Here is a 14481-nt window from a genome sequence, read left to right as displayed (position 1 = left end):
TTCCTTTGATCATCACGCGCCGTGACTTCACCGCCGCCATTGCCCTCACCGGCGCCGCAGCAGCCATCGGCCTGTCGCCGCTGCAGCTGATCTCCGAGGCATTCGCGCAGAACGCCGTCGACGTCGCCAAGCCGGTGTCGCTGCCCGACATGGCGCTCGGCCCGAAGGATGCCGCCGTCACCGTCACCGAATATGCCTCGATGACCTGCCCGCATTGCGCGGCCTTCACCGAGCAGGTGTTCCCGAAGATCAAGGAAGCCTTCATCGACACCAACAAGATCCGCTTCGTGTTTCGCGAATTCCCGCTCGACATCAAGGCCGCCGCCGGCTCGATGCTGGCGCGCTGCATCGCCAAGGAAGACTCGGGCAAGTACTTCGCCGTCATCGACATGCTGTTCAAGCAGCAGAACGACTGGGTGATGAAGGACACCGCCGCAACCCTGACCCGCATCGGCAAGCAGGCCGGCCTCAGCCAGCAGGCCGTGGAAGAATGCCTGAAGGACCAGGCGCTGCTCGACAAGATCGCCGCCGACCAGAAATACGCCAATGAAGTGCTGAAGGTGAACTCGACACCGACCTTCTTCATCAATGGCGAAATGCTGAAGGGCGAGCAGTCGTTCGAGGAATTCTCCAAGAAGATCACCCCGCTGCTGAAGAGCTGAGGTCTTCTTGTCCCTCCCCCGTTTTTGCGCGGGGAGGGATTCCTGAACGCCCGAGCCCTTTCATGACCCCGACCTTCCTCAACTACGCCGCCCTCGGCTGCGCCATCGTGCTCGAAACCATCGGCACGGCGCTGCTGGCGCAGTCGCAGCAGTTCACGAAGCTCTGGCCGACGTTCGGCATGGCCGTCTGCTACATCCTGTCGCTCTATTTCCTGTCCCATGCGCTGAAAGTGATGCCGGTCGGCATCGCCTATGCGATCTGGAGCGGGCTCGGCATCGTGCTGATTTCTGCGGTGAGCTATTTCGCGTTCCGGCAGGCGCTCGATCTCGCCGCCATTATCGGCATCGGCTTCATCCTGACCGGCGTGGTCATCGTCAACGCGTTCTCGGCCAGCGCGTCGCATTAGCGCGCTGCCGCGCATCGTCTTCTCTGATTCTTCGCTTCAAACAGCCGAGCTCTCGCATTCTCGCGGCGCTTGCGCGTCCGAGGTGTGAGCAATCCCCCTCCTGAAACATGAGGGGTGGCGGCGCGCCATCAGGCGCAAAGGGTGGTGTGTGTCGCGATCCGCTCCACCGGAACGCCGGCAAGCTGCAACCGCGCAACGCCTTGAGGGCGCGCCACCGCGACGTCTTTTTAGCTGAGGGACCGTTCTTCCGGGTAAAGGGCAGAGCTCCGCACTCCGCTTATCCCGACGATTTCGCGCCGTTCACCAATACCACGTCCAGCCAGCATGAGTGGCAGAGCCCCGTAGTGGGCCCGGACGGTGACCCCAAGCCTCCCGAGTGTGCGGGGTACGTCACCCCACACCCGCAGGCGCCGCATCCTGTCCCACCTCAAGACGCCTCATGAAGCGCCCCTCGCGAACCGGATAAGATTTGATTATAATCTTATAGGAAAACTGTCAAGTACCCGCCGGGCATTTTTTCGATGCCGGATGCAACTGAAGCCGCGCTCATGCGTTCATGTAGTTCACCCAAAAGAATAGTTCAGTCCCCCTCGTCCAACTCGATGAGACTTGCCCCATGCCGACACGCGCCAGCCACCTGCCGCATTATGTCGAGCGCACCGCGCTTCAGAAATTGCGCGATACGCCGGGCCTGCTTGCGCCGCATTTGATGCCTGCCGGGCCGAAGACCCTGTCCAAGATGGTCGCCAAGACCTGGATCGCGCTCCAGGCCGGCTCGCTGGTGCGCTATTGCATCACGCCCGAAGGCGAAGCCGCGCTGAAGGCCAAAATTCCGATGCCGCGCAGCGCAGAGACTCACGCCCGCTGACACCCTGCGGCTGACACCCTGCGATAGCCGGATGTTAACGGATAGTGTCCTCGCGGATTAACTGTGTTTCCACACATTATCGAAGCGTAAACGCGCATTAAGGAACGCTTAAGCGCCATCTCCGCATTCTCATCCCATTAGCGTGAGGGCGTATCATGTTTGAAAATTTCATCTGCGAGATCATCGGCCTGGCATTTCTCGGCCTCTGCATCGCCGTGCTCGGCGCGCCGCAGCAGCGTCGTCCGAATGGATATGCGCGGGACGTGTGAGTTGATCTGCAGCGACGCTAGCTCGCCTCTATCTTGCGCCAACAGGGCGGAGCACGAGTGGCACACGTAGCGCTCCATACTCATGCTCCGACCAATCGGGCCGCGGCCAACGCAGCCTCGACATCCAAAATCCAACTGACACCGAAGCGACCGCATGCCGTAGAGCAACGACCAGCTCGCAGGCCAAGCGCTGGCATGATGGAGGGCCGTCGGCTACCTTCTCCTAATAGCCAAGGAACTCCTTCGCCGTATCCGCTGCAGCAAAAGTCACTTTGTCGTCGATTCGGGCGGATCAGCAGGCAACAAGTTCATCGTCTCTCGAATAAACTCTGCTGGGATCACGACACCGAGTTGGAGATCCCGAGGAGACGATGTGCCATCGTTGGCGAAGAGCTGTTGCGTAACGAGACCGACAACCATCTGAAGCGTTTCGCCTAGATTGATGTTGTTGTTATACATCCGACTTCGATCGATAAGGTAAACAGGGCCGCCACTGTTGCCGGGGAATACACGAAAGTCGAATATCCAGCTGGGATGCAACTTAACTGGAGTGAGCGGAAAAGAGGCGATCTTCCCGCTACGAAGGACAGGAAAGCCGTACGGGCCCGATGCACCTAATGGGTATCCCAGGCAAAACAATTCATCGCCTGCATGGATCTCGTACTTGCTGACATCTGCCTCTGAAGCGAGGAGAGTGTCGCCAATTTGCTTCATTGCACCGTACGAAGCAGGCAATGCCACGTATATAGCGGCCACGTCCAGGCTCGGGTGGCGGACGAAGATGGGCTTTCCGCTATCGCGAATGAAAAGACTTTTCGGCTTGACCACATACGAGCCATCAGTCTGTTTCTCACGGGTGGTTATCGTAGCGACGTCACCCTCAATGTCATCGAATACGTGAGCGGCGGTGACCAACACGAAATAGCTGAAGGCGCCCGCTTTATCGGGCTTGCCGACTACAAATCCGGTTCCCGTCGAACTCTTTCCTTTTTCTTTGGAGCTTGGACCTACTACTTGGAAGGTCGTTTCCATAAGAATTGTATTCAGCTCGAAAATCTGCGTTGCCACCGGAGCAGCTTCGGCTGTTGCAATAGCTGTCATAATGAGAACGGCCCCGGCAATCCGCCACATTAGATATCTCTGATTTTAACCTGCGTCTGTGGTTGCATAAAAGCAAACGCGGCTAATCTCGCTTGAGGCCTTCAATTTGTTCAGCGTCGTACTTGACGAGTTTCCCACCAAACCACGTTAGCTTTGCAAACTTCTCATCCGCGTCGAACTCGATAAAATCAGGCCACTTCGGGTGCGCGCGATGACTTCGCCGTTTCCAAGGAGCAACTGGCCAGAACCATCTACTAAATACTGCGGCGCTTCGTTCTGGTGGATTTCTACGCTTACTCACGTTCTCAGTCGTCTCTAGCAAGTAGGCGATCATGTGCTCCGCAATATGCAACACGCCGCTGTGAGTAACGTACGCATCAGCCGGCTTGCGCCCAGCCTCCGATTGAGAAGAAATCAAACCAATCCACAAATCTATGTCACCTTCCTCTAGCCCACCTAAAATATGGTGGGCCTCCGTTAGGCGTCCGGTCGCATTCCCCGACAGGCCAATATAGGATTTGTCCTTTCCGTCTTTGCTTATCGCAAGATACAAAAAATCCGTAACGCCGTTCTGCTCACAAACAACCTTTGCGCTGCGTATCGAATTGAACGGGCCGTACCAATCAACGGCAATCATCAACATTGAAGCAGGCATCATCCAAGCCTTTGAGTAGCTCTAACTCCACTGAGGTTACATCGCCCAGCACAACTCTGATATAAAAATACCCGCAAAGGTTGCTTTTTTCTGCTGCGCTGGTTTGAGTTCAGACCGAGCCGGTTTCGCTCCAATTGTAAAATCGGCAAGTGCTAAAGTGATCTAGTCCAACCGCACCTCCCCCATCCCCCTTAAAACAAGCCCTTTTTCGCTCCCTCCCCCACCTATCCCCCGCAAAACCCTTGGGAAAAGCGGGGTTCCGCGGTTGCGCGGCTGCCCTCGTCTCGCCATTGTCCGGGCCAATGAGAGCCGCGACCAGCGAGTCTCCGTCCGCGCGGCAGCTGCATTTATGCTATTGTTCGTGCTGGGGGATTCGCGATTCTCGGGGCTTTTCGGCTAACCTAGAGTACCGTATCCATGAAACTCACGCGCCTGCGCCTGCACGGATTCAAGTCGTTCGTCGAACCGACCGACTTCATGATCGAGCCCGGTCTGACCGGCGTCGTCGGCCCCAATGGCTGCGGCAAGTCCAATCTGGTGGAAGCGCTGCGCTGGGCGATGGGCGAGACCTCGCACAAGTCGCTGCGCGCCGCCGACATGGACGCGGTGATCTTCGCCGGCTCCGGCAACCGCGCCTCCCGCAACCACGCCGAAGTGGTGATGACGATCGACAATACCGATCGCACCGCGCCGGCCATGGTCAATGACGCCGAGATTCTCGAAATCTCCCGCCGCATCGAGCGCGAAGCCGGGTCGCAGTACCGCATCAACGGCCGCGATGTCCGCGCCCGCGACGTGCAGATCCTGTTTGCCGACGCCGCCACCGGCGCGCGTTCGCCCGCCCTCGTCCACCAGGGCAAGATCGGCGAAATCATCCAGGCAAAGCCCGAGCAGCGCCGCCGCGTGCTGGAAGACGCCGCCGGCGTCGCCGGCCTGCATGCGCGCCGCCACGAAGCCGAGCTGCGCCTGAAGGCCGCCGAAACCAATTTGACCCGCGTCGAGGACGTGATCGGCCAGTTGTCGGGCCAGATGGAAGGCCTGAAGAAGCAGGCCCGCCAGGCGATCCGCTACCGCGAAGTCGCCGGCAAGGTGCGCAAGGCCGAAGCCATGCTGTTCCACCTACGCTGGCTGCAGGCGCATCAGGACAATGCCGAAGCGGCAACGCTGCACGACCAGTATGTCCGCGATCTCGCCGAACGTACGCGTGAGCAGGGCGAAGCCGCGCGTATCCAGGCGATCCGCGCCAGTGAATTGCCCGCGCTGCGCGAGGCGGAAGCCGCCGCTGCCGCCGGCCTGCAGCGCCTGACCAATGCCCGCGACATGCTCGACCGCGAGGAAGAGCGCGCCAAGGAGCGCGCCGCCGAGCTCGACCGTCGCCTGACGCAATTCGAGAGCGACGTCGCGCGCGAGATGAAGCAGTCGGAAGACGCCGAATTCGCGCTGCTGCGTCTCGACGAAGAAGACGCGATGCTCAAGGAAGAGATCATGCAGCGCGTCGAGCTGCGTGGCGGCGTCGATGACCGCGTCTCCGAGGCCGAGGCCGTGCTGGCCGCCGCCGAGCGCACCTTCACCGAACTCACCACCGCCCATGCGGACATGACCGCCAAGCGCAACCAGTTGCAGTCCAACGTGCGCAGCCAGGCCGATCGCCTCGCGCGTCTGGGCCAGGAAATCGCCAGCGTCGAGGCCGAGATTGAGGCGCTGACGGCGCAGACGTCAGGCTTCGGCGACCTGGACGAACTCGCCGCCCTGATGGAGACCTCGCAGGAAATCCTGCTGCAGGCCGAAGGCAGCGTGGCCGACAACGAGGCCGCCCATGTCGCGGCACGGCAGACACTGGAAGCCTCGCGCGCGCCGCTCAACGACGCCGACAGGAAGGTGCAGCGGCTCGAGACCGAAGCCCGCACGATTTCGAAGATCCTGAACGGCGAAACCAAGAACCTGTGGCCGCCGATCATCGATGGCGTCAGCGTCACCAAGGGCTATGAAAAGGCGCTCGGCGCCGTGCTCGGCGACGATCTCGACGCGCCGGTCGATCCCTCGGCGCCGATGCGCTGGACCAATGCCGGCGATCACGCCAACGATCCGGCGCTGCCTGCGGGCGTGGAATCGCTGGCCTCGCATGTCAATGCGCCGGCCGAACTCGCACGCCGCCTGAAGCAGATCGGCGTCGTCTCCAAGGATCAGGGCGCAGCCCTCGTCTCGCAGTTGCAGACCGGCCAGCGGCTGGTGTCGCTGGAAGGCGACGTCTGGCGCTGGGACGGTTTCGTGGCCGGTGCCCATGCGCCGACCGGCGCCGCCCGTCGCCTCGCCGAACGTGCACGCCTGACCGATATCGAAGCCGATCTGGAAAACGCCAAGATCGACGCCATCGCCAAGCGTGAAGCGCTGGAAAGTGCCGAACAGGCGCTGAAGGCTGCGGCTTCGGCCGAAGGCGCATCGCGCGATGCGCTGCGCAATGCCCGCCGCGACGTCGACCAGGCCCGCGAGCGCCATGCCAATGCCGAGCGCGAGATCAACCGCCATGCGGCCCGCCGCGCGACGCTGACCGAAGCGCAGTCACGCCTCTCCAACGATCGCATGGAAGCCGAAGCGGCGCATGAGAGCGCGCATGCCGCGCTGGAATATCTGCCGGAAAGCTCCGACGCCGAGGCGCAGCTCGCGACCGTGCGCGGCGAGATCGAAGGCCATCGCCGCGGTGCCGCCCAGGTGCGCGCCGAAGCGCAGGCGCTGGCCCGCGAGGCCGAACTCGCCGACCGCCGCCTGCAGGCGATCATCGCCGAGCGCACCGACTGGGCGAACCGCAAGACCTCCGCCGCGTCGCAGATCGAAACCGTCGCCGCCCGCGTCGCCGAAGTGACCCGCGAACGCGCCGAACTCGAAGACGCCCCGGCGCTCTATCTACAGAAGCGCCGCGCGCTGATCTCGGAAGTCGAGAGCGCCGAACAGGCCCGTCAGCTCGCCGCCAATGCCCTCGCCTCGGCCGAAAACGCCATGCGCGAGACCGACCGCGATGCCCGCGGCTCGCTGGAAGCTTTGTCGGCCGCGCGCGAAGCCTGCGCACGCACCGAAGAGCGGATGGAAAGCGGCAAGCGCCGCTTGGAGGACATCGAGCGCGAAATCCGCGACATGCTGGAAGTCGAGCCGGAAGGCGTCGCGGCGCTGGCCGAAGTCCGCCAGGACGACACGCTGCCGCCGTTGGCCGATATCGAAGCCGATCTGGAAAAACTGCGTCGTGATCGCGAGCGTCTCGGCGCCGTCAACCTGCGCGCCGAAGAAGAGCTCAACGAAGTCGAAGGCACGCATAACGGCCTCGCCACCGAGCGCGACGACCTCGTCGAAGCCATCAAGAAGCTGCGCACCGGCATCCAGAGCCTGAACAAGGAAGCCCGCGAACGGCTGATGACCTCGTTCGACATCGTCAACGGCCACTTCAAGCGCATGTTCGTCGAACTGTTCGGCGGCGGCGAAGCCGAGCTGAAGCTGATCGAGAGCGACGATCCGCTTGAGGCCGGTCTCGAAATCGTCGCCAAGCCGCCCGGCAAGAAGCCGCAGACCCTGTCGCTGCTGTCAGGTGGTGAGCAGGCGCTGACCGCGCTGGCGCTGATCTTCGCGGTGTTCCTGACCAACCCGTCGCCGATCTGCGTGCTGGACGAAGTCGACGCGCCGCTCGACGACCACAACGTGGAGCGCTTCTGCAGCCTGCTGCATGAAATGTGCGCCTCGACCGAAACGCGCTTCATCACCATCACGCACAACCCGATCACCATGGCGCGCATGCACCGCCTGTACGGCGTGACGATGGCTGAGCGCGGCGTGTCGCAGCTGGTCTCGGTGGATCTCGAAAACGCCGTGAAGATCCTCGATCAGGAAGTGGCGTAACTCTTCCTGCCCTCCCCCCGCGCAAAGCGAAGCTTCGCCAGGTGGGGAGGGCAGCGCGCCTCTCCTACGCGTCGATGCGCACCGCGACGCCACGCGCCTTTAACGCCGCGATCAAAGCCGGATCGCTGATGGCGGTTTCCGGGAATGTCAGCTTCTTCAGCGCAGGGAGCTCGAGCAGACGCCCGGGATTGTCGCACACCGACGGCAGATGGAGCGCTTCGAGCTTGCCGAGGCCGACGAGATCCGCCGCATCCAGCCGCTCGATCATCGCGATGCAGGTGAGCTGCCGCAGGTTCTGGCACAGGCCGATCCCGACCGTGCTGGAAATGTCGAACTCCTCGCTCTCGCCGTCCCAGAAATAATAGCAATAGGGATAGATCTCGTTGCCGCCATCGAAGGTGATGGCCTCGACCTTCGCCAGGTCCGCCTCGGTCAGGGGATAGCGCACCAGATAATCGTGGGCCTCGCTGATCAGATCGTAACCGTCCTCCTCGAGATCGACCGCGCGTTTCAGCACGAACGCGGCAAGATCCTCGGGCGCGGCCAGATCGAGCGCGCCGCTCTCCAGCAATGACGACATGACGGCGAGTTTGAAGTTCGGATCGCCGAAGGGAGCGCCGGGCGCACCGGCAGCCACCGGATACGCCATCGGCTGCTTGTCCGGATAGACGGCCGCCGGATTGCGCAACGAGATCGCGTAAAGCTCCTGCCAGCGAAACTCCAGCGCAAGCTTCGTCGCATGCGAGACGTCGGCGACGAAATGCATGGAATCGTAGACCGGCGCGCGGTGCGACAGCGCGAGCTGCGGCAGCGCCGCCAGCGCGTCCGCAACCGGCATACCGATCCGCAGACCGAGAACACCCAGCGTGGCGGGGAACGGGTCGCGATAACGAATAGCGCCGATCCGTCCCGCTGTATCGATTTGCGCTTCAAAGCCGTGCTGCTTCGACAAAGCGGTGACGCGGCCCTGCTGATGCGGCGCAGGTTCGCACCAGCGCGCACCAAGCGCGCGGCTGAGATCTTCGCGCGCGTCACCGGGCAGAAGCGCCGCAAGTGCGGTGAAATTGACCGGGTGATCCATCGTCGATATTCCTGTCTTGGCGTCACCGACGCCATCTGGTGAGAAGGCCTGTTGGTGTCGCAGCCGCGGCCCCGGGTTCAATACGAAGGTCGCGGCGCGCCGCGACGGAATGACGGATCACCGATGTCGAGCGATCTCCCCGCCGAACTTACCGCGGCCCTCAACGCCCGCCTGCACGGCTTCTCGCGCAACGACGCGGCTGCGCGCTCCGATGCAATCTCGCAGACCTATCGCTCTGGCGGCGGCTCGACGACCATCCGGAACGAGAGCGACGCACTGGCCTATGCGCTCGCCCGCATGCCCGCGACCTATGCGGCGGTCATCGCCAGCCTCAATGCGCTGCAGGAGACACGACCGGACTTCGCACCGGCCACGCTACTCGATTGTGGCGCCGGGCCGGGAACGGCGACATGGGCCTGCGCCGAAGCCTTCGCGTCGCTCGCTGCGTTCACGCTGCTCGATGCCAATCCCGCTCTGCGCGCTCTTGCGCTCGGTCTGGCGCAGGACAGCCACCGCATCCCCGCGATGAACTACACGCTCGGCGACGCTGCCGCGACAATCGCCAATGCCCCATCCGCCGATCTCGTCATTGCGAGCTATGTCATCAATGAGCTCAACGACGCCGCGCGGACGAAACTCGTCGCGGCGATGTGGGCGAAGACCAATGATACATTGCTCATTGTCGAGCCTGGCACGCCGGCGGGATATCAACGCATCCTCGATGCACGTGCGCAGCTCATCAAGAACGGCGCGCATGTGATCGCGCCCTGCCCGCATGACGATGCATGTCCGCTGACAAAGCCCGATTGGTGCCACTTCAGCCAGCGGCTGCAGCGCTCCCGTGTGCATAAACAACTCAAATCCGCAGAACTTCCCTATGAGGACGAGAAATTTATTTATGTCGCGCTGTCGCGTGCGCCTGTTGCGCAGCGGCCGTCGCGCGTGCTTGCGCAACCGGTGACGACAAAGATCGAAATCACGGCAAAACTCTGCACAAATGCAGGCGTGATCGCCGCGAGCGCACCGCGCCGCGACAAGGCGAAGTATGCAAAGTTCCGCAAGCTCGACTGGGGCGATGCGGTTTTCGATGCACCGACATCATCCATGGAATAATTCTCTACAGCTGGCGTTTGTTCTCCTGACGCGACTGCGTCGCCCAATCATCAGGAGTAACGCTGCAATGACCAAATCATTCGCCGCCCTCGCGGCTCTGACTCTCATGCTCGCCTCAAGCGCCGCCTCGGCGCAGATGCTGAAGACCGCCGACACCGCCAAGGGCAAGACCTTCGTCGATGCCAAGGGCATGACGCTCTACACCTTCGACAAGGACGCCGGCGGCAAGTCGATGTGCAACGGCCCCTGCGCCGAAAACTGGCCGCCGCTGTTCGCGGTGGACGATGCCAAGCCAAGCGCCGACATGACCATCGTCGTGCGCGACGACGGCAAGAAGATGTGGGCCTATAAAGGCAAGCCGCTCTACACTTTCAAGAAGGACACCGCCGCCGGCGACACTAATGGCGACGGCTTCCTGAACGGCGCCTGGCATATGGCGAAGCCGTAAGCGGCTTCTTGTTTCCCCTCTCCCCCGAACGGAGCGTAGCGACGTTTGGCGGGAGAGGGTGGATCGAACACGCGAAGCGGGTTCGAGACGGGAGAGGGGGCGCCACAAGCAAGGCCCTCTCCCGCCTTCGCTCCGCGAAGGCACCCTCTCCCGCGGCGCGCAGCTTCGCTGCGCTGGGGGAGAGGGGAAAAAAGATCAGAACGAATGCCGGATGCGGCCCATCACCTGATGCGCGACGGCATCGTTGCTGCCGACGATCGCATCATAGTTCACCGACAGCACCGTGAGCGGTGCCAGCTTGCCCGACACGCCGGCACCGATCACGCCGCGATCGCGCAGCGCGCTGCCGGTCGCAGTGATGAACGAACCCGGCAGCGTGGTGTCGGCGAAGCTCGCAGTGATGCCGCGCACGCCGTCGCTGAATTCATGCAGCCAGGCCAGCCGCAATTCCGGCGTCAGCACGCCGCCATTCAGCGCGTAGTCATAGGCGAAGCGGGCGCCGACGCTGGAGCGCAGCGATTCCGAACTGTCCGAGCCAACCACGAGGGCCGCCGCACCACCGCGTTCGGCGAAGCCATCGGTCATCACCCGCGTATATTGCAGGCCGATCTCCGGCGTGACGACCCAGCCGCTGACGCGCAGATCGGTGCCGACCGTGCCGCGGATCGCATAGTGATCACCGCTGAAGGCCGCGGTGTTCGTCGTGCCGACTGCCACGCGCGTGGTGTCATAATCGCTGAAGCCATAGAGGCCCATGGCGGTCGCGAACCAGCCGGGCGCCTGATAGGTGCCGTAGCCGCCGATGGTGCCGGTCGAGATCTTGGTGTGGCTGCCAACATTATCGATATCGCCGCGGGTCAGCGCGTAGCCACCGAACACGCCGGCGACGATGCTGTCCGTGATGTGCCGGTCGTAGCCGGCGAGCACGTTGACCGTGTTCGACTTGAAGCTTGGCGCGTCAGTGCGTGCGCCTTCGCGGGCGAAGCTGGCGCCCGACGTGATGAACAGGCCCTCTTCCGCGGCGAGAGCCACCGGACGCAGACCGGGCAGAGCCTTGGTCACCGGCGCATAGGCCATCGCATCGGCGGCATTAGCGCCCCAGCCGGCATCGGCCAGCGCAGAACTTGCGCTACCAGGGAATCCCGTCACCGCGGCCAGCGCACGATCCGCACCGAAATTCTTGTCGAACATGCCGCCGTCGAACATCGCCAGCGCATTACCGACGCCGGACATGTCGGTGCCGAGGCCGCCGAGGCGGTTCTGCGTCAGGTGTTGGCCGACCAGCGAGGTCGTCTGGAACGCGTCATTCATGGTCATGCGGCCGAGGCCCTGATAGGCCGCGGGCGTGAGCTGCGCCAGCGCCGCGCCGACATCTGCCGAGCTGGCAACGCTGTCGAGCAGATTGACCACCGCACTGCTGGTGGCGGTGGCCGGCAGATTGTCGAACAGCGAGGCGACGCCCAGCGAGCCCGCGCTGGCAAAGGAGGCGAACGAAGACGACGTTCCGGTGATCACCTCGAATGACGTATAGAGCGTACCGCCGATATTCACGGTCTGACCGGCCTGCAGTGCGGCGCGCTTGGCGTCGGTGAGGCCCGCCTTGTTGTAGTTCAGCGTATCGGTGCCGACGCCGCCATCGACGAGACCGACGATGCGCGAGCCCTTCATGATGTTGACGGTGTCGTTGCCGCCTTCCATGTTCACGGCGCGGCCGTTATTGCCGATAATGGTGCCGTAATTGGTCAACAGGTCGTTGCCTTCGCCCATCTGGATGGCGGAGCCATCGCCGCGAATGAAGCGGGCGGAGCCGGCAGCATAGGTCACGCCGTTCAGTGTACCGTTGGCAGGATCGGGCGTACCGGTATCGGTCAGAACCGTAGCGTTCGGGTTCGGGATTGCGCCGTTGCCGATGATCGTTCCATAGTTCGTAATCGTATCGTTGTCCGCTGCGGTGCCAAGCTTGTTCTCCATGCGGATCGCATAGCTCTTCTGGCCAACGATGGTTCCGTAGTTGGTCAACGTGGTTGCGGCGAGGCCGCTGCGGTTGAGATTGCCGTCGTTATTCACGACGATGCCAGCATCGGCACCGGAGATCGTTCCATAGTTGAGAATCGTTCCGCCACCGATGGAGAGACCTTCGCTCGCGTTGGCAAGGCCATTTTTGTAACCGGCAGCGCCCGTCCCCTCGATAATCCCATAATTAGTTACGCTAGCAATGTTATCGACATCGACGCCATCGCCGTCACCAACGCCGCTGCCATCATAAGCGCCGGTGATGCGGCCATAGTTCACTACGGTGCCCGCGCCGTCGGATCCCACGCCGGATCCGTTGCGGCCGATGATTGTCGCTCCGACCTCATTGGTAACTTTCACATCGACATCGGTGGTGATGCCGTGGCGTAGGCCGGAGATAATGCCACCGGTCTTGTTGATTACAGTGCCGGAATGACCCTGCCAGTCGATGCCGTCATTGCTGGCACCGACTACTCCTTCCGAATAGATCAAACCGTAGTTTGTCACCACCGCGCCCTGCCCGGGACGGATCGCGTCATTGGCTGTGCTCTTGATCACGCCGGTCGCAAAGTTGACGATGTTCACCGTCGCCGTCGTCGAGGAGATGGCATCAAAATCGAGCGCCTGACCGCCGTTCGAGAGGATCGTGCCGTAGTTATAGACGTTGACCGTGCCGCTTCCGATATCATTGCCGATCTGGAAAGCGTCGTTGCCAATGCCCGTGATCGTACCACCCGCACGATTCCACAGAGTCAGATTGCGCGGCGTTCCGGAGCCAGATGTGCCGATAGCGCGCGTGGTACCAGTGATCGTGCCAGAATTATCGATGGTCACGCCGGGTGCGGGTGAAGGAAGCGGGCCGGTCACACCCCATGTAATTGCGGTTGCTCCGGTCAGCAGGCCACCGGCCTCCACGGTTCCAGTTTCCGTACCGTTTAGCGTTTTGGACGCGTCGCTCGCACCGTTTGCCACCGTGAACGATGCCGCCTCCGCCGTCATCGGCGCGAACAGCGCCGCCACAACCACGCCCATCGCAAGCCGGCTCGCGCCGTTACGCCATTCCAACATCACAGTTCATTCCCCAGCCCAAAGGTTAGGGTTTCATTAGGTTTTGCGCATGACAGCTGGATGACGGATAGCGCACCGGCGCTAACCCGCAGGCGATCTGCTGATGTCTCCTGTCGACTGATGCAGCACCGCAACGGTGCAGACCGACAACATCTCCTTCCAAAGTTGTAGCAGAGGGGTACACATGACAGGGCGCGATGGGGGAGCGTCTTTGAACGTATTCCACCCTCGCGGCGACCAATCCCTGCCGCGACATGCCTGCGGCCCCTGCTCTGTGGCCGCGTGATCGGCTAGGCTTTGGGTTTGATGGTTTCTTTTGGGGGTTCTTACATGTCGACCGGCTGGATCGTTCTTGGCGTCATCGTTGTCCTGATTGTCCTGGCATTTGCTGCCTACAACCGACTGGTGGCGCTGAGCCAGCGGGTCAACCAGTCCTTTGCCGATATCGACGTGCAGCTCAAGCAGCGCCACGACCTGATCCCGAACCTGATCGAGACCGTGAAGGGCTATGCGGCGCATGAGCGCGGCACCCTCGACGACGTCATCAAGGCGCGCAATTCGGCGATGAATGCACAGGGCCCGGCGCAGGTCGGCGCCGCGGAAAACCAGCTCTCCGGCGCGCTCGGCCGGCTGATCGCGCTGTCCGAGGCCTATCCCGACCTCAAGGCCAATGCGAATTTCCAGCAGTTGCAGACCGAGCTCTCGGACATCGAGAACAAGATCGCGGCGTCGCGCCGGTTCTTCAACAATGCCGTCTCCGAATACAACACCGGCATCCAGCAGATGCCTGCGGCCCTGTTCGCCGGCACCTTCGGCTTCCATCCGAAGGTGTTCTTCGATCTCGGCGAGACCCGTAAGGAGGTCGAAGCCGTGCCGCAGGTCAAGTTCTGATCGCGGCCTGAACCGAGCAGCGC

Annotated in this window: 11 protein-coding genes; 7 read left to right on the top strand and 4 right to left on the bottom strand. The window is 62.4% G+C overall.

Annotated elements, in window-relative coordinates; all coding sequences use genetic code 11:
* The first annotated feature begins 5 nt into the window (after window positions 1-5).
* The 3 genes from AB8B02_RS29505 (at window position 6) to AB8B02_RS29495 (ending at window position 1937) form a co-directional block, all read left to right on the top strand.
* Window positions 6-662 (top strand): DsbA family protein, encoded by a 657-nt coding sequence (locus AB8B02_RS29505; RefSeq protein ID WP_120288407.1) that lies wholly within the window; start codon window positions 6-8, stop codon window positions 660-662.
* 62 nt (window positions 663-724) lie between these two features.
* Complete coding sequence (locus AB8B02_RS29500; RefSeq protein WP_068733204.1) at window positions 725-1069, top strand: DMT family transporter; 345 nt, start codon at window positions 725-727, stop codon at window positions 1067-1069.
* Window positions 1070-1685: 616 nt separating this feature from the next.
* Entirely contained in the window at window positions 1686-1937 is a 252-nt protein-coding gene (locus AB8B02_RS29495; RefSeq protein WP_120288406.1) for a hypothetical protein, read from the top strand.
* 536 nt (window positions 1938-2473) lie between these two features.
* Here the strand turns inward: AB8B02_RS29495 and AB8B02_RS29490 are convergent.
* Both AB8B02_RS29490 and AB8B02_RS29485 read right to left on the bottom strand, forming a co-directional pair.
* Window positions 2474-3337 (bottom strand): S1 family peptidase, encoded by an 864-nt coding sequence (locus AB8B02_RS29490; RefSeq protein WP_120288405.1) that lies wholly within the window; start codon window positions 3335-3337, stop codon window positions 2474-2476.
* Window positions 3338-3389: 52 nt separating this feature from the next.
* The gene (locus AB8B02_RS29485) at window positions 3390-3950 is read right to left on the bottom strand and encodes a hypothetical protein (protein WP_120288404.1); all 561 of its coding nucleotides are present in this window, start codon (window positions 3948-3950) and stop codon (window positions 3390-3392) included.
* Between the two features lie 429 nt (window positions 3951-4379).
* Between AB8B02_RS29485 and smc the strand changes: the two genes are divergently transcribed.
* Complete coding sequence (smc, locus tag AB8B02_RS29480; RefSeq protein ID WP_120288403.1) at window positions 4380-7844, top strand: chromosome segregation protein SMC; 3465 nt, start codon at window positions 4380-4382, stop codon at window positions 7842-7844.
* Window positions 7845-7908: 64 nt separating this feature from the next.
* On the opposite strand, the gene AB8B02_RS29475 is transcribed toward smc, so the two are convergent.
* Entirely contained in the window at window positions 7909-8925 is a 1017-nt protein-coding gene (locus AB8B02_RS29475; RefSeq protein ID WP_120288402.1) for a DUF6892 domain-containing protein, read from the bottom strand.
* A gap of 123 nt (window positions 8926-9048) precedes the next feature.
* On the opposite strand from AB8B02_RS29475, the gene AB8B02_RS29470 reads away from it, so the two are divergent.
* Together AB8B02_RS29470 and AB8B02_RS29465 are read left to right on the top strand one after the other, a co-directional pair.
* Window positions 9049-10038 carry a small ribosomal subunit Rsm22 family protein gene (locus AB8B02_RS29470; protein WP_120288401.1) on the top strand — a complete coding sequence of 330 codons (990 nt, stop codon included), beginning with the start codon at window positions 9049-9051 and terminating at the stop codon, window positions 10036-10038.
* 67 nt (window positions 10039-10105) lie between these two features.
* A complete protein-coding gene (locus AB8B02_RS29465) occupies window positions 10106-10486 on the top strand; it encodes a COG4315 family predicted lipoprotein (RefSeq protein ID WP_093759564.1) in 381 nt (126 codons plus the stop codon).
* A gap of 195 nt (window positions 10487-10681) precedes the next feature.
* On the opposite strand, the gene AB8B02_RS29460 is transcribed toward AB8B02_RS29465, so the two are convergent.
* Window positions 10682-13567, bottom strand: coding sequence for an autotransporter domain-containing protein (locus tag AB8B02_RS29460; protein ID WP_439065873.1), 2886 nt, complete (start codon window positions 13565-13567; stop codon window positions 10682-10684).
* Window positions 13568-13897: 330 nt separating this feature from the next.
* Here AB8B02_RS29460 and AB8B02_RS29455 point away from each other — a divergent pair, with 330 nt between their 5' ends.
* Complete coding sequence (locus AB8B02_RS29455; protein WP_120288399.1) at window positions 13898-14458, top strand: LemA family protein; 561 nt, start codon at window positions 13898-13900, stop codon at window positions 14456-14458.
* The last annotated feature ends 23 nt before the right edge of the window (window positions 14459-14481 follow it).

This window comes from Tardiphaga sp. 862_B3_N4_1 (genome assembly GCF_051811085.1).
GTDB classification, from domain to species: domain Bacteria; phylum Pseudomonadota; class Alphaproteobacteria; order Rhizobiales; family Xanthobacteraceae; genus Tardiphaga; species Tardiphaga robiniae.
Note: the sequence above shows the minus strand (reverse complement) of the source record. Positions and strands in the feature narration are given on the sequence as shown.

Excerpts from the sequence above, each read along its gene's own strand:
- AB8B02_RS29500 (WP_068733204.1), top strand. The coding sequence starts at position 725 with ATGACCCCGACCTTCCTCAACTACGCCGCCCTCGGCTGCGCCATCGTG.
- AB8B02_RS29495 (WP_120288406.1), top strand. The coding sequence starts at position 1,686 with ATGCCGACACGCGCCAGCCACCTGCCGCATTATGTCGAGCGCACCGCG.
- AB8B02_RS29490 (WP_120288405.1), bottom strand. The coding sequence starts at position 3,337 with ATGTGGCGGATTGCCGGGGCCGTTCTCATTATGACAGCTATTGCAACA.
- AB8B02_RS29485 (WP_120288404.1), bottom strand. The coding sequence starts at position 3,950 with ATGTTGATGATTGCCGTTGATTGGTACGGCCCGTTCAATTCGATACGC.
- smc (WP_120288403.1), top strand. The coding sequence starts at position 4,380 with ATGAAACTCACGCGCCTGCGCCTGCACGGATTCAAGTCGTTCGTCGAA.
- AB8B02_RS29475 (WP_120288402.1), bottom strand. The coding sequence starts at position 8,925 with ATGGATCACCCGGTCAATTTCACCGCACTTGCGGCGCTTCTGCCCGGT.
- AB8B02_RS29470 (WP_120288401.1), top strand. The coding sequence starts at position 9,049 with ATGTCGAGCGATCTCCCCGCCGAACTTACCGCGGCCCTCAACGCCCGC.
- AB8B02_RS29465 (WP_093759564.1), top strand. The coding sequence starts at position 10,106 with ATGACCAAATCATTCGCCGCCCTCGCGGCTCTGACTCTCATGCTCGCC.
- AB8B02_RS29460 (WP_439065873.1), bottom strand. The coding sequence starts at position 13,567 with ATGTTGGAATGGCGTAACGGCGCGAGCCGGCTTGCGATGGGCGTGGTT.
- AB8B02_RS29455 (WP_120288399.1), top strand. The coding sequence starts at position 13,898 with ATGTCGACCGGCTGGATCGTTCTTGGCGTCATCGTTGTCCTGATTGTC.